This window comes from Citrobacter sp. U14242, from assembly GCF_046555775.1.
Classification (GTDB): Bacteria; Pseudomonadota; Gammaproteobacteria; order Enterobacterales; family Enterobacteriaceae; genus Citrobacter.
Map to the genome: position 1 here is coordinate 86,151 of NZ_JBKGLW010000006.1, position 17,816 is coordinate 103,966.

The 17,816-nt window shown below is 50.3% G+C and carries 19 protein-coding genes; 12 read left to right on the plus strand and 7 right to left on the minus strand.

Annotated elements, in window-relative coordinates; genetic code table 11:
• Nucleotides 1-25 precede the first annotated feature (25 nt).
• Nucleotides 26-901 carry a 23S rRNA pseudouridine(2605) synthase RluB gene (gene rluB / locus ACLJXE_RS11375; RefSeq protein ID WP_003020625.1) on the plus strand — a complete coding sequence of 292 codons (876 nt, stop codon included), beginning with the start codon at nucleotides 26-28 and terminating at the stop codon, nucleotides 899-901.
• 83 nt (nucleotides 902-984) lie between these two features.
• Here the strand turns inward: rluB and cobO are convergent, their stop codons facing one another.
• Together cobO and ACLJXE_RS11385 are read right to left on the minus strand one after the other, a co-directional pair.
• Nucleotides 985-1,575: a cob(I)yrinic acid a,c-diamide adenosyltransferase gene (cobO, locus tag ACLJXE_RS11380; protein ID WP_286630964.1), complete on the minus strand. Its 591-nt coding sequence runs from the start codon at nucleotides 1,573-1,575 to the stop codon at nucleotides 985-987.
• On the minus strand, nucleotides 1,572-2,333 hold the full coding sequence (locus ACLJXE_RS11385; RefSeq protein WP_286630965.1) for a YciK family oxidoreductase: 762 nt from the start codon (nucleotides 2,331-2,333) through the stop codon (nucleotides 1,572-1,574). The genes cobO and ACLJXE_RS11385 overlap by 4 nt, the downstream gene beginning before the upstream one ends.
• A gap of 221 nt (nucleotides 2,334-2,554) precedes the next feature.
• Here ACLJXE_RS11385 and sohB point away from each other — a divergent pair, with 221 nt between their 5' ends.
• Nucleotides 2,555-3,601, plus strand: a complete 1,047-nt coding sequence (gene sohB / locus ACLJXE_RS11390) for a protease SohB (RefSeq protein WP_410750893.1) — start codon at nucleotides 2,555-2,557, stop codon at nucleotides 3,599-3,601.
• A 51-nt stretch (nucleotides 3,602-3,652) separates the two neighbouring features.
• On the opposite strand, the gene ACLJXE_RS11395 is transcribed toward sohB, so the two are convergent.
• Nucleotides 3,653-3,904, minus strand: coding sequence for a YciN family protein (locus tag ACLJXE_RS11395; protein WP_003020616.1), 252 nt, complete (start codon nucleotides 3,902-3,904; stop codon nucleotides 3,653-3,655).
• 398 nt (nucleotides 3,905-4,302) lie between these two features.
• On the opposite strand from ACLJXE_RS11395, the gene topA reads away from it, so the two are divergent.
• The 5 genes from topA to acnA all read left to right on the plus strand — a co-directional run bounded on the left by topA (nucleotide 4,303) and on the right by acnA (nucleotide 11,686).
• The gene (topA, locus tag ACLJXE_RS11400) at nucleotides 4,303-6,900 is read left to right on the plus strand and encodes a type I DNA topoisomerase (RefSeq protein WP_410750894.1); all 2,598 of its coding nucleotides are present in this window, start codon (nucleotides 4,303-4,305) and stop codon (nucleotides 6,898-6,900) included.
• A gap of 208 nt (nucleotides 6,901-7,108) precedes the next feature.
• Nucleotides 7,109-8,083, plus strand: coding sequence for an HTH-type transcriptional regulator CysB (gene cysB / locus ACLJXE_RS11405; RefSeq protein WP_005126442.1), 975 nt, complete (start codon nucleotides 7,109-7,111; stop codon nucleotides 8,081-8,083).
• Between the two features lie 311 nt (nucleotides 8,084-8,394).
• Nucleotides 8,395-8,535 (plus strand): YmiA family putative membrane protein, encoded by a 141-nt coding sequence (locus ACLJXE_RS11410; RefSeq protein WP_249357519.1) that lies wholly within the window; start codon nucleotides 8,395-8,397, stop codon nucleotides 8,533-8,535.
• A gap of 3 nt (nucleotides 8,536-8,538) precedes the next feature.
• Nucleotides 8,539-8,709 (plus strand): hypothetical protein, encoded by a 171-nt coding sequence (locus ACLJXE_RS11415; protein ID WP_410750895.1) that lies wholly within the window; start codon nucleotides 8,539-8,541, stop codon nucleotides 8,707-8,709.
• A 301-nt stretch (nucleotides 8,710-9,010) separates the two neighbouring features.
• Nucleotides 9,011-11,686 carry an aconitate hydratase AcnA gene (acnA, locus tag ACLJXE_RS11420; RefSeq protein ID WP_410750896.1) on the plus strand — a complete coding sequence of 892 codons (2,676 nt, stop codon included), beginning with the start codon at nucleotides 9,011-9,013 and terminating at the stop codon, nucleotides 11,684-11,686.
• A gap of 54 nt (nucleotides 11,687-11,740) precedes the next feature.
• On the opposite strand, the gene ribA is transcribed toward acnA, so the two are convergent.
• A complete protein-coding gene (gene ribA, locus ACLJXE_RS11425) occupies nucleotides 11,741-12,331 on the minus strand; it encodes a GTP cyclohydrolase II (protein ID WP_005126450.1) in 591 nt (196 codons plus the stop codon).
• Between the two features lie 196 nt (nucleotides 12,332-12,527).
• Here ribA and pgpB point away from each other — a divergent pair, with 196 nt between their 5' ends.
• The 5 genes from pgpB to yciH all read left to right on the plus strand — a co-directional run bounded on the left by pgpB (nucleotide 12,528) and on the right by yciH (nucleotide 16,179).
• The gene (pgpB, locus tag ACLJXE_RS11430; protein ID WP_410750897.1) at nucleotides 12,528-13,286 is read left to right on the plus strand and encodes a phosphatidylglycerophosphatase B; all 759 of its coding nucleotides are present in this window, start codon (nucleotides 12,528-12,530) and stop codon (nucleotides 13,284-13,286) included.
• A 155-nt stretch (nucleotides 13,287-13,441) separates the two neighbouring features.
• Nucleotides 13,442-13,750: a LapA family protein gene (locus ACLJXE_RS11435; RefSeq protein ID WP_005126452.1), complete on the plus strand. Its 309-nt coding sequence runs from the start codon at nucleotides 13,442-13,444 to the stop codon at nucleotides 13,748-13,750.
• Between the two features lie 6 nt (nucleotides 13,751-13,756).
• A complete protein-coding gene (gene lapB / locus ACLJXE_RS11440; RefSeq protein ID WP_005126454.1) occupies nucleotides 13,757-14,926 on the plus strand; it encodes a lipopolysaccharide assembly protein LapB in 1,170 nt (389 codons plus the stop codon).
• Nucleotides 14,927-15,114: 188 nt separating this feature from the next.
• Nucleotides 15,115-15,852 (plus strand): orotidine-5'-phosphate decarboxylase, encoded by a 738-nt coding sequence (gene pyrF, locus ACLJXE_RS11445; protein ID WP_410750898.1) that lies wholly within the window; start codon nucleotides 15,115-15,117, stop codon nucleotides 15,850-15,852.
• Entirely contained in the window at nucleotides 15,853-16,179 is a 327-nt protein-coding gene (yciH, locus tag ACLJXE_RS11450; protein WP_048211503.1) for a stress response translation initiation inhibitor YciH, read from the plus strand.
• A gap of 92 nt (nucleotides 16,180-16,271) precedes the next feature.
• Here yciH and osmB read toward each other — a convergent pair whose 3' ends face one another.
• The 3 genes from osmB to ACLJXE_RS11465 form a co-directional block, all read right to left on the minus strand.
• Nucleotides 16,272-16,490: an osmotically-inducible lipoprotein OsmB gene (gene osmB, locus ACLJXE_RS11455; protein ID WP_003020583.1), complete on the minus strand. Its 219-nt coding sequence runs from the start codon at nucleotides 16,488-16,490 to the stop codon at nucleotides 16,272-16,274.
• 266 nt (nucleotides 16,491-16,756) lie between these two features.
• Nucleotides 16,757-17,509 carry a DNA-binding transcriptional regulator YciT gene (locus ACLJXE_RS11460; protein ID WP_286630972.1) on the minus strand — a complete coding sequence of 251 codons (753 nt, stop codon included), beginning with the start codon at nucleotides 17,507-17,509 and terminating at the stop codon, nucleotides 16,757-16,759.
• A gap of 96 nt (nucleotides 17,510-17,605) precedes the next feature.
• Nucleotides 17,606-17,788, minus strand: a complete 183-nt coding sequence (locus ACLJXE_RS11465; protein WP_202038524.1) for a hypothetical protein — start codon at nucleotides 17,786-17,788, stop codon at nucleotides 17,606-17,608.
• Nucleotides 17,789-17,816: the final 28 nt, after the last annotated feature.

Consider the following 17,816-nt stretch of genomic DNA (forward strand, 5'->3'; position numbering starts at 1 on the left):
GAAGGCGACACCTAAAGGAAGCTCTATGAGCGAAAAGTTACAAAAAGTGCTGGCGCGTGCTGGCCACGGTTCTCGCCGTGAAATTGAATCCATTATTGCAGCAGGTCGTGTGAGCGTTGATGGCAAAATTGCCACGCTTGGCGATCGCGTTGAAGTGACGCCGGGTCTGAAAATCCGTATCGACGGCCATCTGATCTCGGTAAAAGAATCTGCAGAACAAATCTGCCGCGTTCTGGCCTATTACAAGCCGGAAGGTGAACTGTGTACCCGTAACGACCCGGAAGGTCGTCCAACCGTTTTTGACCGCTTGCCAAAGCTGCGTGACGCGCGCTGGATTGCCGTAGGTCGTCTGGACGTCAATACCTGTGGTCTGTTGCTGTTTACTACTGATGGTGAACTGGCGAACCGTCTGATGCACCCGAGCCGTGAAGTTGAACGCGAGTACGCGGTGCGTGTGTTCGGTCAGGTTGACGATGCTAAACTGCGTGATCTGAGCCGTGGCGTACAGCTGGAAGATGGTCCGGCTGCGTTTAAAACCATCAAGTTCAGTGGTGGTGAAGGGATTAACCAGTGGTATAACGTCACGCTGACTGAAGGCCGCAACCGCGAGGTTCGTCGTCTGTGGGAAGCAGTAGGCGTGCAGGTAAGTCGTCTTATCCGTGTACGCTATGGTGATATTCCATTGCCGAAAGGCCTGCCGCGTGGTGGCTGGACAGAGCTTGATCTTGCACAGACCAACTATTTGCGTGAACTGGTGGAGTTGAAACCGGAAACCACGTCTAAAGTCGCTGTCGAGAAAGATCGTCGTCGTATGAAAGCGAATCAGATCCGCCGTGCGGTGAAACGTCACTCTCAGGTTGGCAGCAGCCGTCGCCCGGGTGGACGCAGCAACAACGGTTAATCATGAGCAGGCCTGATGAGCAAAGCGCCATCAGGCGTTAGCGTGGAGCCGGATGCGGCGCAAGCGCCTTATCCGGCCTGCTGTTAGTAATCAATCCCCATTTGGGCTTTAATGCCCGCTTCAAAAGCATGCTTGACCGGACGCAACTCGCTGACCGTATCGGCTAACTCCAGAATATCGCGATGGCATCCACGACCCGTAATAATGACCGTCTGCTGGGCCGGGCGCGCGTTTAAGGCGTTGATCACCTCTTCAAGCGGTAGGTAGTCGTAGGCCACCATATACGTCAGTTCATCCAGCACAACCATATCCAGCTCAGGATCGGCCAGCATTCGCTTACCGTGTTCCCATACGGCCAGACAGGCGGCAGTGTCAGCTTCACGATTTTGTGTTTCCCAGGTAAACCCGGTAGCCATCACCTGAAACTCTACACCATGAGGTTCGAGCAGATTTCTTTCGCCGTTTGGCCATGTACCTTTAATGAACTGCACTACACCGACTTTTTTACCGTGGCCCACTGCGCGAGTTGCTGTACCAAACGCAGCGGTAGTTTTACCTTTACCATTACCGGTAAACACGATGATAATTCCGCGCTCGTCCCTGGCGGCCGCAACACGCGCGTCAACCCGGTCTTTTACGCGCTGTTGGCGCTGCTGATAGCGTTCTTCACTCATTGGGCAATTCCTGGTTTACGGCCCGGCTGGGCATCAAAAGTCATACCGGTTTTACGGCGGCTGTCATCGCCCATCAGCCACAGGTAAAGCGGCATAATGTCGGCGGGGGTTTTGAGTTTTTGCGGATCTTCCGTCGGGAATGCGCTGGCACGCATGCCGGTACGGGTGCCGCCTGGATTAATGCAATTTACGCGCAGATGGCGATTCTGGTATTCGTCTGCCAGTACCTGCATCATCCCTTCGGTGGCAAACTTGGAGGTGGCATAAGCTCCCCAGTTAGCCCGTCCCTGACGACCGACGCTTGAGGAGGTAAAGACCAGCGATCCTGAATCTGATTTGAGTAACAGCGGCAGCAATGCCTGAGTCAACATAAACGTCGCGTTGACATTGACCTGCATGACATCCTGCCATACCTGCGGATTTTGTTCGCTCATCGGGCAGATATCGCCCAGCAGTCCGGCGTTATGCAGCACTCCATCCAGACGTGGATAATGTGCGGCGAGGCGTTGCGCCAACTGGTGACACTCTTCAGAGGTACAGGTCAGCAGATCCAGTGTAAACCATTGTGGCTGTGTTCCGTTTTCATCGGCGACGGTGCGGGCAACCTGACGCAATTTTTCTTCATTACGTCCAAGCAGGATAACGGTCGCACCGTAGCGTGCATAGGTAAGCGCGGCTTCACGCCCGATACCATCACTGGCACCGGTGACCAGAATAATGCGATCCTGTAACAGGTCTTGTTTAGGTTGGTAATGCACGGCTACTCCTCGGCGACGCTTTGGCCATCTCGTTCGCGATAACTTTTCGGCTTTATGCCTTAAACACTGGTGTTTTTCAATCAGCCAAAGGTAATAACACCGCAAAATGAACACTTTGTCATGCTTTTTGCCGATTCAGCATCGGATGGATGAAGCAAGACGGGTTTACACGCCTGTTGTACACTGAGCGAAAGTAGCGTTGTTTAACCAAGGTGGGTCTCGTGGAATTGTTGTCTGAATATGGGCTGTTTTTGGCAAAAATTGTCACTGTTGTGGTGGCTATTGCGGTGATTGTCATGCTGATTGTAAATGCGACACAACGTAAGCGTCAGCGTGGTGAACTACGCGTTATTAATCTTAGCGATCAATATAAAGAGATGAAGGAAGATCTGTCGATGGCATTGTTGGATAGCCATCAGCAGAAGTTATGGCATAAAGCGCAGAAAAAGAAGCACAAGCTAGAGGCCAAAACCGCCAAAGCCAAAGCAAAACTGGGGGACAGTTCGTCATCAGACAAACCTCGCGTCTGGGTGCTCGATTTTAAGGGCAGTATGGATGCCCACGAGGTCAGCGCATTACGGGAAGAGATCACGGCGGTACTGGCGGTGATAAAACCGCAGGATCAGGTGGTTGTGCGTCTGGAAAGCCCCGGTGGTGTGGTACATGGTTATGGACTGGCGGCCTCGCAGTTGCAGCGCCTGCGTGATAAGGCGATTCCCTTGACGGTAACGGTGGATAAAGTCGCTGCGAGCGGCGGATATATGATGGCCTGTGTCGCGGATAAAATTGTCTCAGCGCCGTTTGCCATTGTGGGCTCGATTGGCGTGGTGGCGCAGATCCCGAACTTCAACCGTTTTCTGAAAGGCAAGGATATTGATATCGAGCTGCACACGGCTGGGCAGTATAAACGTACGCTGACACTGCTTGGTGAAAATACGGAAGAGGGGCGACAGAAATTCCGTGAAGATTTGAATGAAACCCATCATCTGTTTAAAGATTTTGTGCAACGTATGCGTCCAGCTCTGGACATCGAACAGGTTGCTACAGGTGAACACTGGTTCGGGCAACAGGCGCTGGCAAATGGGTTGGTCGATGAGATCAATACCAGTGACGAAGTGATTCTGGGGTTGATGGATGGCCGTGAAGTGCTGAATGTCCGCTATATGCAGCGCAAAAAACTGATGGACCGTTTCACTGGCAGCGCGGCAGAAAGTGCAGACCGCTTACTTATGCGCTGGTGGCAGCGGGGACAGAAGCCCCTGATGTAAAATTGCAATTGCCGGATGGCGGCGCCGCCATCCGACAAATCATTTCTCGCGTTAATCGATCAAGTGGTACTTTTCAGAAAGCACATGCGCCAGGTGTTTAAACATATTAAACACCGCAGTGCTTTTGGGCGTTGGTAGCCCTTGCTCGTCTAAAAAGTAATCTCCGCTGAAAACCAGCACGCCATTTCGCTGCGTTACGCCGGTGGCGACAATCCCCGCCAGCGTGTCCTCATGCTCACGAATGATTTTGTTGGCTTCAATCAGCAGTGTTTCGCGATCGATGGGTTGAGTGTCTTTATGCATTATTTACTCCTTAAACAAGGACATTAGTTTACGCCGAGCCCGGCTTATGGGCAAATATTCCCTGACACAAACGAAGGTTATACGACAGGGGGCTGACTGGCGAGATTTGTTTTTGCATGCTAATAAAGTTGCGTAACGCATTTTATCAGGTACAGTGTGACGCTTTCGTCAATCTGGCAACAGATTTGCTTGACATTCGACCAATACTCCGTCGCGCTATAGCGGTTGCGTGCGAAAAAGCCTGTTAACTCAGTTACATGAGAGTTACATTACAAGCGCGAATCAGTTTAAGGGGTTGATATCTGCCGACACAGAGACCATATCGATGTCTCGTCGCCAGTGGAAGGTGAATCAACGTGCGACGTATTCTGGAAGAATCAAATTAGGTAAAGGTGAATATGGGTAAAGCTCTTGTCATCGTTGAGTCCCCGGCAAAAGCCAAAACGATCAACAAGTATCTGGGTAATGACTACGTGGTGAAATCCAGCGTCGGTCATATCCGTGATTTGCCGACCAGTGGCTCAGCAACTAAAAAGAGCGCCGACTCAACCTCCACCAAAACGGCTAAAAAGCCCAAAAAGGATGAACGTGGCGCTCTCGTCAACCGCATGGGCGTTGACCCGTGGCACAACTGGGATGCGCGCTATGAAGTGCTGCCTGGTAAAGAGAAAGTTGTCTCTGAACTGAAACAACTGGCTGAAAAAGCCGACCACATCTATCTCGCAACCGACCTTGACCGCGAAGGGGAAGCCATTGCCTGGCACCTGCGGGAAGTTATCGGTGGCGACGACACCCGCTACAGCCGCGTGGTGTTTAACGAAATTACTAAAAACGCTATTCGTCAGGCGTTTGAAAAACCGGGCGAGCTGAACATCGACCGCGTTAATGCACAACAGGCTCGTCGCTTTATGGACCGCGTTGTCGGCTATATGGTGTCGCCGCTGCTGTGGAAAAAAATTGCCCGTGGCCTGTCTGCCGGTCGAGTACAGTCAGTAGCTGTGCGTCTGGTTGTTGAGCGTGAGCGTGAAATTAAAGCATTCGTACCCGAAGAGTTCTGGGAGATCGATGCCAATACCACGACACCTGCCGGTGAAGCATTGCCGCTGGAAGTCACTCACCAGAACGATAAACCGTTCCGTCCGGTTAATCGCGAGCAAACACTCGCGGCAGTAAGCCTGCTGGAAAAAGCACGTTATAGCGTTCTGGAACGCGAAGATAAGCCAACCAGCAGCAAGCCGGGTGCCCCCTTTATCACTTCCACGTTACAGCAGGCTGCCAGCACGCGTCTGGGCTTTGGCGTGAAGAAAACCATGATGATGGCACAGCGCTTGTATGAAGCGGGTTATATCACCTATATGCGTACTGATTCCACCAACCTGAGTCAGGATGCTGTGACGATGGTCCGTGATTACATTAGCGATAATTTTGGCAAGAAGTACCTGCCAGAAAGCGCAAACCAGTATGCCAGCAAAGAGAATTCGCAGGAAGCGCACGAAGCTATCCGTCCTTCTGATGTCGCTGTTCAGGCGGAATCGCTGAAAGATATGGAAGCCGATGCCCAAAAACTGTATCAACTGATTTGGCGCCAGTTTGTTGCCTGTCAGATGACGCCAGCGAAATACGACTCCACTACGTTAACCGTGGGCGCGGGTGATTTTCGCCTGAAAGCACGTGGTCGTATTCTGCGTTTCGATGGCTGGACAAAAGTGATGCCTGCACTGCGTAAAGGTGATGAAGATCGCATCTTACCGGCCGTGGATAAAGGTGATCTACTGACGCTTGTCGAGCTGACACCCGCTCAACACTTTACCAAGCCACCTGCGCGCTTCAGTGAAGCCTCGTTGGTTAAAGAACTTGAGAAACGGGGGATTGGTCGTCCATCAACGTATGCCTCGATCATCTCTACAATTCAGGATCGCGGCTACGTTCGCGTTGAGAACCGTCGCTTCTACGCTGAAAAAATGGGTGAAATTGTCACCGATCGTCTGGAAGAAAACTTCCGCGAATTGATGAACTACGATTTCACCGCGCAGATGGAAGACAGCCTTGACCAGGTAGCGAACCACGAAGCCGAGTGGAAAGGTGTGCTCGACAACTTCTTCAGTGATTTTACTCAGCAGTTGGATAAAGCCGAGAAAGATCCCGAAGAAGGCGGCATGCGCCCGAACCAGATGGTACTGACCAGCATTGATTGTCCGACATGTGGGCGCAAGATGGGTATCCGTACCGCCAGCACCGGTGTATTCCTTGGGTGTTCCGGCTATGCGCTTTCACCGAAAGAGCGTTGCAAAACCACGATTAACCTGGTGCCGGAGAATGAAGTCCTGAACGTACTGGAAGGGGATGACGCTGAAACTAACGCCTTGCGCGCGAAGCGTCGCTGCCAGAAGTGTGGTACGGCGATGGACAGCTATCTCATCGATCCAAAACGTAAGCTGCATGTCTGTGGTAACAACCCGACCTGCGATGGATACGAGATCGAAGAGGGCGAGTTCCGCATTAAGGGTTATGACGGTCCTATCGTTGAGTGCGAGAAATGTGGTTCTGAAATGCACCTGAAAATGGGGCGTTTCGGTAAATACATGGCATGTACTAACGACGAGTGTAAAAACACCCGTAAGATCCTGCGTAACGGCGAAGTGGCTCCGCCGAAAGAAGATCCTGTTCCGTTGCCGGAACTGCCGTGTGAAAAATCAGACGCGTATTTCGTGTTGCGTGACGGTGCAGCAGGTATTTTCCTTGCCGCTAACACCTTCCCGAAATCACGTGAGACCCGTGCGCCATTAGTGGAAGAGTTGTATCGCTTCCGCGATCGTCTGCCGGAAAAACTGCGTTACCTGGCCGATGCGCCGCAGACGGACCCCGAGGGTAATAAGTCGATGGTTCGTTTTAGCCGTAAAACTAAGCAGCAATATGTCGCTGCGGAAAAAGACGGTAAAGCAACCGGGTGGTCTGCATTTTTTGTTGACGGTAAATGGGTAGAAGGTAAGAAATAACAGCGTTCTGGCTGAATTTCTCCTCAAAGGGTCGCGTAAGCGGCCCTTTTTGTTTGCGACGTATTATTTTTTGTCATACCTATACAGCGCACATATAAATGATATAGTGGTTATAGTTGACAGGCTTTTTATTATTAAATCGTATTAGCAGCGCGTGTGAGTCTGCTTTTAAACGATGTTCTGATGGCACAATTCTGGATGGCTTAACATGAAATTACAGCAGCTTCGCTATATCGTTGAGGTGGTAAACCACAACCTTAATGTCTCCTCAACGGCCGAAGGACTCTATACCTCCCAGCCAGGGATCAGTAAGCAAGTTCGTATGCTGGAAGATGAGCTTGGCATCCAGATTTTTGCCCGTAGCGGCAAGCACTTGACGCAGGTGACGCCAGCAGGGCAGGAAGTGATTCGTATTGCCCGCGAAGTCTTGTCTAAAGTGGATGCCATTAAGTCGGTTGCTGGTGAACATACCTGGCCCGACAAAGGTTCGTTGTATATTGCTACCACGCACACACAGGCGCGTTACGCGCTGCCTAACGTGATTAAAGGTTTTATTGAGCGTTATCCTCGCGTTTCGTTGCATATGCATCAGGGATCGCCGACGCAAATTGCCGAGGCTGTTTCGAAAGGGAATGCTGATTTTGCCATCGCGACGGAAGCACTGCATCTGTACGATGATCTGGTGATGCTGCCATGCTATCACTGGAACCGTTCGATTGTTGTTACACCAGACCATCCGTTGGCGGGTAAAGCATCCGTATCCATTGAAGAGCTGGCGCAATATCCGTTGGTGACTTACACCTTTGGTTTTACGGGTCGCTCAGAACTGGATACCGCGTTTAATCGTGCGGGTCTTGAGCCGCGTATTGTTTTTACGGCAACCGATGCTGATGTGATAAAAACCTATGTCCGACTGGGGCTGGGTGTCGGCGTGATTGCCAGCATGGCAGTGGATCCTATTTCTGATCCGGATCTGGTGCGTGTTGATGCTCATGATATTTTCAGTCACAGCACCACTAAAATTGGTTTTCGTCGCAGCACGTTTTTACGCAGCTACATGTATGATTTTATTCAGCGTTTCGCACCGCATCTGACACGCGATGTGGTGGATACGGCGGTGGCGTTGCGTTCCAACGATGACATTGAAGCTATGTTCAAAGATATTAAATTGCCAGAGAAATAATAACGCAAGTTGCCTCGTTGGTATCCTGGTTCTCCAGCCATACCAGCGGGGCGATTGAATGTATTCATGATTTATTATTTGTCTATTATCCTTATATTGTTTATGGAAAATATTCTCCAAAGTCGTTGCAAATGAGTAAGTCTGCCAAAATCCCTTTCAAATATTTATAACCGATCAAACAATTAAGTTATTTATAAAGCTGGGTTCGAAAATTATCTGGCTTTTTCAGGATGTTTTTATTAGGATTCCTCTTATCTGATGATTAATTGTACCGATTGTTTGGTGCCTAAATGATAAGTGATTTCGATAGTTTGAGGTTAGCAATGCCTTCTGGAAACCAGCCTGCGCGCAGAGATCCCGCGATGAAACGTAAAGCATGGTTCACCGTGTTTCTGGGCTCCGCCGTGTTCTGGATCGTGGTTGCTCTGGTGGTCTGGAAAGTGTGGGGGTAATTGATGTCCACACAGGAACAACAGTCCACTGTTACACCTGCTCATCATGATAATGAGCAAGCGAATGAAAACGTTGTAGAAAATAAGCAGGATATTCCCGCTTCGTGGGATCTTTCACCTGAACAACGGGCATTTATTGATCTGTTTATTGAAGATGATAAGCAAGAACAATAAGCAATACGTTTTTTATAATAATAAGTATTAACGTGCTTATGTAATTCAGTATGAATAATCACATCGCAATCGTGGTAAGCCATCTAAACAGTGTATTGTCGGTTGCATCGATGTATTGGGTCTGTTCATTTACCGTACTTCAATCTTATTCCCCGCCACTTGCATCGTTCGTTACCTTTTTGTCGTACTCCTCTTTTATCAATTTGAGTTGTTATCAAAGCGTTACATTTTGTTTGTGTTATCTTTAATACTAACCCTGAGGAGAGTCAGGGGATCCAACCCTGTCATTTAAGGAGGAGCTATGTCGTCTACCCTACGAGAAGCCAGTAAGGACACATTGCAGGTTAAAGATAAAACCTACCGCTACTACAGTTTGCCCCTGGCTGCCAAATCACTGGGTGATATCACCCGCTTGCCTAAATCACTAAAAGTATTGCTGGAAAACCTGCTTCGCTGGCAGGACGGTGATTCTGTTACCGAAGAAGATATTCATGCTCTGGCGCAATGGCTGAATACAGCTCATGCCGATCGCGAAATTGCCTACCGACCCGCTCGCGTTCTCATGCAGGACTTTACCGGCGTTCCGGCGGTGGTCGACCTGGCTGCCATGCGCGAAGCGGTTAAACGCCTTGGTGGGGATACAGCAAAAGTAAACCCGCTTTCACCTGTTGATCTGGTTATTGATCACTCCGTTACGGTCGATCGTTTTGGTGACGATGATGCTTTTGAAGAAAACGTTCGACTGGAAATGGAGCGCAACCATGAGCGCTATGTGTTCCTTAAATGGGGGCAGCAGGCTTTTAGCCGATTCAGTGTCGTTCCACCGGGAACAGGAATTTGCCACCAGGTAAACCTCGAATACCTGGGCAAAGCGGTGTGGAGTGAGTTGCAAAACGGCGAGTGGGTAGCTTACCCCGACACGCTGGTCGGTACCGATTCCCATACCACGATGATTAATGGTCTCGGTGTGCTGGGCTGGGGTGTGGGAGGGATTGAAGCAGAGGCCGCCATGCTGGGGCAACCGGTTTCAATGCTGATTCCGGATGTCGTAGGCTTCAAACTCGTTGGTAAACTTCGTGAAGGGATCACCGCTACCGATCTGGTACTGACCGTCACTCAGATGCTGCGTAAACACGGTGTGGTCGGTAAGTTTGTTGAGTTCTATGGTGATGGGCTGGACAGCCTGCCGCTCGCTGACCGGGCGACCATTGCTAATATGTCGCCGGAATACGGCGCAACCTGCGGTTTTTTCCCGATTGACGGGGTAACGCTTGAGTACATGCGTCTGAGCGGGCGTAGTGAAGAGCAGGTTGAATTAGTCGGTGCTTATGCTAAGGCACAGGGGATGTGGCGTAACCCAGGTGATGAGCCTGTGTTTACCAGTTCACTGGAGCTGGACATGGGCACTGTGGAAGCCAGCCTGGCCGGGCCGAAGCGCCCACAGGATCGTGTTGCATTGGGTGATGTACCGAAAGCATTCGCGGCGAGTAATGAACTTGAAGTGAATAGCTCGCAAAAAGATCGTCAGCCGGTCGGCTATGTAATGAGCGGTCATCAATATCAGCTACCGGATGGTGCCGTAGTGATTGCAGCGATCACGTCATGTACCAACACGTCGAATCCCAGCGTTCTGATGGCGGCTGGATTGCTGGCGAAAAAAGCGGTCACGCTTGGTCTGAAGCGCCAGCCGTGGGTGAAAGCGTCGCTGGCACCTGGGTCAAAAGTCGTTTCTGATTACCTGGCGCAGGCAAAACTGACCCCGTACCTTGATGAGCTGGGTTTTAACCTTGTTGGTTATGGCTGTACGACCTGTATCGGCAACTCTGGCCCGTTACCTGATCCTATTGAAACGGCGATTAAAAAAGGGGATCTGACGGTAGGGGCGGTGCTTTCTGGCAATCGTAACTTTGAAGGGCGTATCCACCCGCTGGTGAAAACAAACTGGCTGGCTTCTCCGCCGCTGGTGGTGGCGTATGCGCTGGCCGGGAATATGAACATTGATCTGACGAGAGAGCCGCTGGGTCATGACAGAAAAGGCGATCCTGTCTATCTGAAAGATATCTGGCCGAGTGCGCAGGAAATCGCCCGTGCTGTGGAACAGGTCTCTACTGAGATGTTCCATAAAGAGTATGCCGAGGTGTTCGAAGGCACGCCGGAATGGAAGTTGATTAATGTTGATCGTGCAGATACCTATGGCTGGCAGTCGGACTCAACCTACATCCGTTTATCACCGTTCTTTGATGGTATGCAGGCGAAGCCGGACCCGGTGCAGGATATCCATGGTGCACGTATCCTGGCGATGCTGGGCGATTCCGTCACCACCGATCATATTTCTCCTGCGGGGAGTATCAAGCCAGATAGCCCGGCCGGGCGTTATTTGCAAAACCACGGTGTCGAGCGTAAAGATTTTAACTCCTACGGTTCTCGCCGCGGAAACCACGAAGTAATGATGCGTGGTACGTTTGCCAATATCCGTATCCGTAACGAAATGGTACCGGGTGTGGAAGGGGGGATGACGCGTCATTTGCCAGGTACAGAAGTGATGGCTATCTATGACGCCGCCATGCAATACCAGCAAGAGAAGACCCCGCTGGCGATTGTTGCCGGTAAGGAGTATGGGTCGGGTTCCAGTCGGGACTGGGCTGCGAAAGGCCCGCGTTTGTTGGGTATTCGCGTAGTGATCGCCGAGTCCTTTGAGCGAATTCACCGTTCTAACCTCATTGGCATGGGGATCCTGCCTCTGGAGTTTCCGCAGGGGGTTACACGTAAAACCTTGGGCTTAACCGGAGAGGAACTCATTGATATTACGGACTTACAAAATATTAAACCCGGAGCGACCATTCCGGTGAATATGGTCCGTGCGGATGGTCGCAAAGAGGTGATTTCGTGTCGCTGCCGTATTGATACCGCGACAGAGCTGACCTATTACCAAAACGATGGTATTTTGCACTATGTTATTCGTAATATGTTGAATTAAATTATAAAAAAGCCTGCGCAAGCAGGCTTTTTGCATCGTCAGCAAGCGGGAATGTCACTCGCTTAGCAGATGCCCCATTTTAGCGGCTTTGGTATCCAGATAGTGTTCATTCTTCGGGTTACGGCCAACAATGAGTGGCACACGCTCCACAATATTGATCCCAGCTTCTGTCAGAATTTCCACTTTCTTCGGGTTATTGGTCAGCAGACGGACTTCATCCACGCCCAATAATTTGAACATATCAGCACACAAGGTGAAATCACGCTCGTCCGCCGCAAAGCCTAACTGATGGTTGGCTTCGACGGTGTCATAACCCTGATCCTGCAACGCATAGGCGCGGATCTTATTCAGCAGGCCGATGTTACGTCCTTCCTGACGATGGTAGAGCAGAATACCGCGCCCTTCTTCAGCGATATGCGTGAGCGCCGCTTCCAGCTGGAAGCCACAATCGCAACGCAGGCTGAACAGCGCATCGCCGGTCAGACATTCGGAATGAACACGTGCCAGAACAGGCGTCTGACCTGAAATATCGCCAAAAACCAGTGCGACATGATCGTGTCCGGTTGCCAGTTCTTCAAATCCCACCATCAGGAAATCACCCCAGGGGGTTGGCAGTTTGGCTTCTGCCACACGTTTAAGCTGCATGTAATTCTCCAGATTATGCTGGCACTGTGCGTGCCGTCGCCTGTTGGCTTCTGTATGGAACTATTTTGCCATAAGGCAAGGGTGTTCACCTAATTGCAGCAACGCATTCATTTTCGAATGGCACAAAATTGTCAATTTTCCCGGTGTGTGGATTTTTCAGTTATGATTGTGGGACTTATCGACGAAAGGAGAAGCAATGCTGTCTATTGCCAAGCGAACCACTGTAGGCGCAGTACTGTTACTGATTATGCCGGTTTCTGTATGGATATCCGGCTGGAGCTGGCAGCCTGGGCAGAATGTCTGGTGGTTAAAATCCTTATACTGGGTAACTGAAACGGTGACGCAACCCTGGGGAATTATCACCCATGTTGTTCTCTGTGCGTGGTTTTTGTGGTGCCTGCGATTTCGTCTGAAGGCCGCGGTTATGCTATTTGCGATCCTGGCGGCGGCTATCTTAATTGGCCAGGGGGTGAAATCCTGGGTTAAAGAGAGGGTGCAGGAGCCCCGACCATTTGTTCTGTGGCTGGAAAAAACGCACCATGTTCCGGTAGATGAGTTCTACACTTTAAAACGTAAAGACCGCGGGCACTTAGTAAAAGATCAGTTGTCCGGGCAGCAGGATATTCCATCTTTTTTACGTAAGCACTGGCAAAAAGAGACCGGTTTTGCTTTTCCTTCAGGGCATACCCTGTTTGCTGCCAGTTGGGCGTTACTGGGGGTCGGGTTGTTATGGCCACGCAGGCGCACGCTGACGATTGTTTTCTTACTCGTCTGGGCTACTGGCGTCATGGGGAGTCGTTTGCTTCTGGGCATGCACTGGCCGCGCGATTTGGTTGTTGCGACGCTGATTTCGTGGCTGCTGGTTACGCTGGCAACATGGCTTGCACAGCGAGTATGTGGACCTCTAACACCTCCCGTCCAGGAGATAAAGGAAATAGCGCAGCGTGAGCAATGACGCAGACCGTGATTGATTTTTCAAATTTAGCCCTCAAATCATACCGCGTAGGGCGCTTTTCCGTTTCGCACTCGTCGTGAAAATGGTAATTTAAAGGGCTTAACGCGGTAAGTTGTACACGATTTATTCGCTCAAACCACATAACGGGAAGTAATGTGAAATATTTACTCATTTTCTTACTGGTGTTGGCGATTTTTGTTATTTCGGTGACATTGGGTGCGCAAAACGATCAACAGGTTACGTTTAATTACCTGCTAGCTCAGGGTGAGTATCGTATCTCTACGCTGCTTGCTGTATTGTTTGCTGCAGGTTTTGCGATTGGTTGGTTAATTTGCGGCCTCTTCTGGCTGAAGGTCCGTGTGTCTCTTGCGCGTGCCGAACGTAAAATTAAACGCCTGGAAAACCAGCTTGCGCCTGCGACCGACGTTGCGGTAACTGCCGACTCGTCGGTTGTGAAGGAATAATTATTTATGTTGGAGTTGTTGTTTCTGCTTTTACCTGTAGCCGCTGCCTATGGGTGGTATATGGGTCGCAGAAGTGCGCAACAAACAAAGCAGGATGAAGCTAACCGTCTTTCGCGCGACTATGTCGCCGGGGTTAACTTCCTCCTGAGCAACCAACAAGATAAAGCGGTAGATCTGTTCCTCGATATGTTGAAAGAGGATACCGGCACCGTTGAGGCTCATCTCACCCTCGGAAACCTGTTCCGCTCACGCGGTGAAGTTGACCGCGCTATCCGTATCCACCAAACCCTCATGGAAAGTGCTTCGCTGACTTACGAGCAACGTTTGTTGGCTGTACAGCAGTTAGGACGTGATTACATGGCTGCCGGGCTGTACGACCGTGCGGAAGACATGTTCAATCAGCTGACTGATGAAACGGATTTCCGTGTGGGGGCATTGCAACAACTGTTGCAAATCTATCAGGCAACCAGCGAATGGCAAAAAGCCATTGATGTTGCAGAACGTCTGGTGAAACTCGGCAAAGATAATCAGCGTATTGAAATCGCGCATTTTTACTGTGAACTGGCCTTGCAGCAAATGGGCAGCGACGATATGGATCGCGCCATGGCATTGCTGAAAAAAGGCGCCGCCGCAGACAAAAACAGTGCTCGTGTCTCGATTATGATGGGGCGCGTTTACATGCTGAAGGGCGATTACGCGAAGGCCGTTGAATGCCTGCAACGTGTGATCTCCCAGGATAAAGAGCTGGTCAGTGAAACGCTGGAAATGCTTCAGAGCTGCTATCAACAGCTGGGCAAAAACGATGAATGGGCGGAGTTTTTACGCCGTGCGGTCGAAGAAAACACCGGTGCTGCCGCTGAGTTGATGCTGGCTGATATTCTTGAGGCGCGTGAGGGCACTGATACTGCGCAGGTTTATATTACCCGTCAGTTGCAACGTCACCCGACGATGCGCGTGTTCCATAAGCTGATGGATTACCACCTTAATGAAGCGGAAGAAGGGCGCGCAAAAGAGAGTCTGATGGTTCTGCGCGATATGGTTGGTGAGCAAGTGCGTAGCAAGCCGCGCTATCGTTGCCAGAAGTGCGGGTTTACTGCTTATTCGCTGTACTGGCACTGCCCATCGTGCCGCTCCTGGTCAACCATTAAGCCCATTCGTGGACTGGACGGGCTCTAATTTTTAAAAAAACCTTTTTTAGTTACAACATACTTGTTTATTTTTTTTCATCCAACGCCCAGGCGCCTGCGCGACATCGCTTCGCAGAAATGTAAACGCGCCTGTTAATTTTCTATTACCACAGGTAGAATGCACGCCGTTTACCCATTTTGCGCCGTTCGTGCGCCCATCATCAAGAAGGTCTGGTCATGACGTTTACTGCTTCATCTTCTTCCCGTGCTGCTACTGATTCTCCCGTTGTTGTCGCGTTGGATTACTCAAATCGTGATAAGGCGTTAGCTTTTGTCGACAGAATTGATCCCCGTGATTGCCGTTTGAAAGTGGGCAAAGAGATGTTCACACTTTTTGGACCTCAGTTGGTTCGGGATCTGCAACAGCGTGGTTTCGACGTCTTTCTGGATTTGAAATTTCATGATATTCCCAACACCACGGCACATGCCGTCGCGGCAGCAGCCGACCTTGGCGTCTGGATGGTAAACGTGCATGCTTCCGGTGGGGCACGAATGATGACCGCCGCCCGCGAAGCCTTACTGCCTTTTGGTAAAGATGCGCCACTGTTAATTGCAGTGACGGTCCTGACCAGTATGGAAGCCAGTGACCTTGCCGATCTTGGTGTGACGTTGTCACCTGCGGAGCATGCAGAAAAGTTGGCTTGTTTGACGCAAAATTGTGGGTTGGACGGGGTAGTATGCTCGGCACAAGAAGCGGTGAGGTTCAGGCAGGCGTTCGGTCAGGCATTTAAGCTGGTGACGCCAGGCATTCGTCCTGAAGGTAGTGAAGCGGGTGACCAGCGCCGTATTATGACGCCACAGCAGGCGCTGGCCGCTGGTGTGGATTACATGGTGATTGGTCGTCCAGTCACGCAGTCGGTAGATCCGGCGCAAACGCTGAAGATGATCAACGCCTCTCTGAATCGAGGTGCATAAATGAGCGACTCAAACTCTCGACTGGTTTATTCAACTGAGTCCGGGCGAATTGATGAACCCAGAGTGGTAGCAGAGCGTCCGAAGGGCGATGGCATTGTTCGCATCCAGCGTCAGACCAGCGGTCGTAAAGGTAAGGGCGTTTGCCTGATTACCGGTATTGATCAAGATGACGCAGCGCTGGTTAAATTAGCCGCAGAGCTGAAGAAAAAATGTGGTTGTGGCGGTGCAGTGAAGGACGGCGTCATTGAAATTCAGGGTGATAAACGCGACCTGATAAAATCGCTGCTGGAAGCTAAAGGAATGAAAGTTAAGCTGGCAGGCGGCTAATAAAAAAAGCCACGGATATTCTCCGTGGCTTTTCTAATAATACAAACCTGAAAAAGTAAACGTATTATTATATCGAGCCGTTCAACCGTAAATTATTTACCCACCTGGTGGCCGATAATACCACCCACTGCAGCACCACCCAGCGTACCCAGCGTGCTGCCGTCAGTCAGGACTGCACCGCCTATCGCACCTGCACCTGCACCGATTGCAGTGTTACGGTCACGTTTGGACCAGTTAGAGCAGGCACTCAAAGACATTGCTAGTGTAATCGCCAGAATGGCAGCGGTCATTTTTTTGCTCGTTACTAACATAATACTTTCTCCTGAATTATTGAATCACGGAATCCAGTTCACTTTAATGATAGCGCCAAAATAGGACGGCTAAAGATATTTCCGCGAAACCGTTTAGCGCAGGGCATTACAATCAAATCCTGAGGTGACTGTTCGCTCCTGTTATATCGCTAACATTAATTCTACGACTTTATCCTGTTAACGACAGGTAAAAAGTCTTAATTGGACTGTCGGATAAGTCTCAGAGAGAAGATGATCTGCCCGCAGACAAATCATCTGATGAAGTATTATGCGTGGGCATCAATGATATTGACGGTTAAACCCGAGTGTTCAAGTTGCATTTGCACACTGGCGCTGAGTCTGGAGTCTGTGACTACGCGACTGAATCTGTCCAACGGGCCCAGCGTGTAGGGATGAATGGCCTCAAATTTAGAACTATCGGTGAGTACAATCACCTCAGCGCCTTTTTCCAGAACCGCATTAACCACATCAGAGCGCATCATATCACGCCCGGTGAAGCCGGTGTCGGCCTGCCAGCCATCAATACCAATAAAGGCTTTACTGAAATGTACCTGCTGAATAAATTGGCGAGTCAATGGTCCGACCATGCTTTCGCTTTTTTTCTGATAGATCCCACCGAGGAGAATGACTTCACACGGCGTTTCTTTGAGCAGGTGCGCGATGTAGCTACTGACCGTGATGATGGTGACATCTTTTTGTTCCGCCAGCGTTCTGGCCAGCAGTGCATTGCTGCTGCCATTTTCAATAAAGACGGATTCTCCTGGATTGACCAGCGACGCCGCAAATTCGGCCAGTTCACGTTTAAGGGTGAAATTGGTCATCATACGCGTTTCGACATCATCACTGTTCAGTGAAACCGCAAAACCGTGCGCACGGCGCAAGTAACTCTGTTTTTCCAGTGTGTTCAGATCCTGTCGAATCGTCACTTCGGATACACCGGTGATTTTAGCCAGATCGGCCACGCTCATCTGACCTTTATCAGTCACCATCTGCAAAATAGATTGTTGTCGGGAATTCATAGTATTAATTTTTATAGCGATATCGTATCGGGAATTAAACGGTAGCTGTGTTATCTGAAATCTGATGGCTACAGCGACATAACGTGAGTAAGGTCATCAGATCTCCCACGGGGCCTTCGGTTTTTTTGACACAGACGCGGCATCCTCTTTGACCGTATCTAACAGTTCAGCCTTGAGAATTTCGAGGTTATGGATAGCTGAGTGGTAATCGCCTGCAACGAGAATATCCAGCACGGTATCAATGCGCTCGGCCAGACGTTGTGCGTCGATATCAGACATGGTCATCATCCTAATGTCAAAAAGGTTT

Coding starts and splice junctions, on each gene's coding strand:
- rluB (WP_003020625.1), top strand. CDS start 26: ATGAGCGAAAAGTTACAAAAAGTGCTGGCGCGTGCTGGCCACGGTTCT.
- cobO (WP_286630964.1), bottom strand. CDS start 1,575: ATGAGTGAAGAACGCTATCAGCAGCGCCAACAGCGCGTAAAAGACCGG.
- ACLJXE_RS11395 (WP_003020616.1), bottom strand. CDS start 3,904: ATGCATAAAGACACTCAACCCATCGATCGCGAAACACTGCTGATTGAA.
- topA (WP_410750894.1), top strand. CDS start 4,303: ATGGGTAAAGCTCTTGTCATCGTTGAGTCCCCGGCAAAAGCCAAAACG.
- cysB (WP_005126442.1), top strand. CDS start 7,109: ATGAAATTACAGCAGCTTCGCTATATCGTTGAGGTGGTAAACCACAAC.
- ACLJXE_RS11415 (WP_410750895.1), top strand. CDS start 8,539: ATGTCCACACAGGAACAACAGTCCACTGTTACACCTGCTCATCATGAT.
- acnA (WP_410750896.1), top strand. CDS start 9,011: ATGTCGTCTACCCTACGAGAAGCCAGTAAGGACACATTGCAGGTTAAA.
- ribA (WP_005126450.1), bottom strand. CDS start 12,331: ATGCAGCTTAAACGTGTGGCAGAAGCCAAACTGCCAACCCCCTGGGGT.
- pgpB (WP_410750897.1), top strand. CDS start 12,528: ATGCTGTCTATTGCCAAGCGAACCACTGTAGGCGCAGTACTGTTACTG.
- lapB (WP_005126454.1), top strand. CDS start 13,757: ATGTTGGAGTTGTTGTTTCTGCTTTTACCTGTAGCCGCTGCCTATGGG.
- pyrF (WP_410750898.1), top strand. CDS start 15,115: ATGACGTTTACTGCTTCATCTTCTTCCCGTGCTGCTACTGATTCTCCC.
- yciH (WP_048211503.1), top strand. CDS start 15,853: ATGAGCGACTCAAACTCTCGACTGGTTTATTCAACTGAGTCCGGGCGA.
- osmB (WP_003020583.1), bottom strand. CDS start 16,490: ATGTTAGTAACGAGCAAAAAAATGACCGCTGCCATTCTGGCGATTACA.
- ACLJXE_RS11460 (WP_286630972.1), bottom strand. CDS start 17,509: ATGAATTCCCGACAACAATCTATTTTGCAGATGGTGACTGATAAAGGT.
- ACLJXE_RS11465 (WP_202038524.1), bottom strand. CDS start 17,788: ATGTCTGATATCGACGCACAACGTCTGGCCGAGCGCATTGATACCGTG.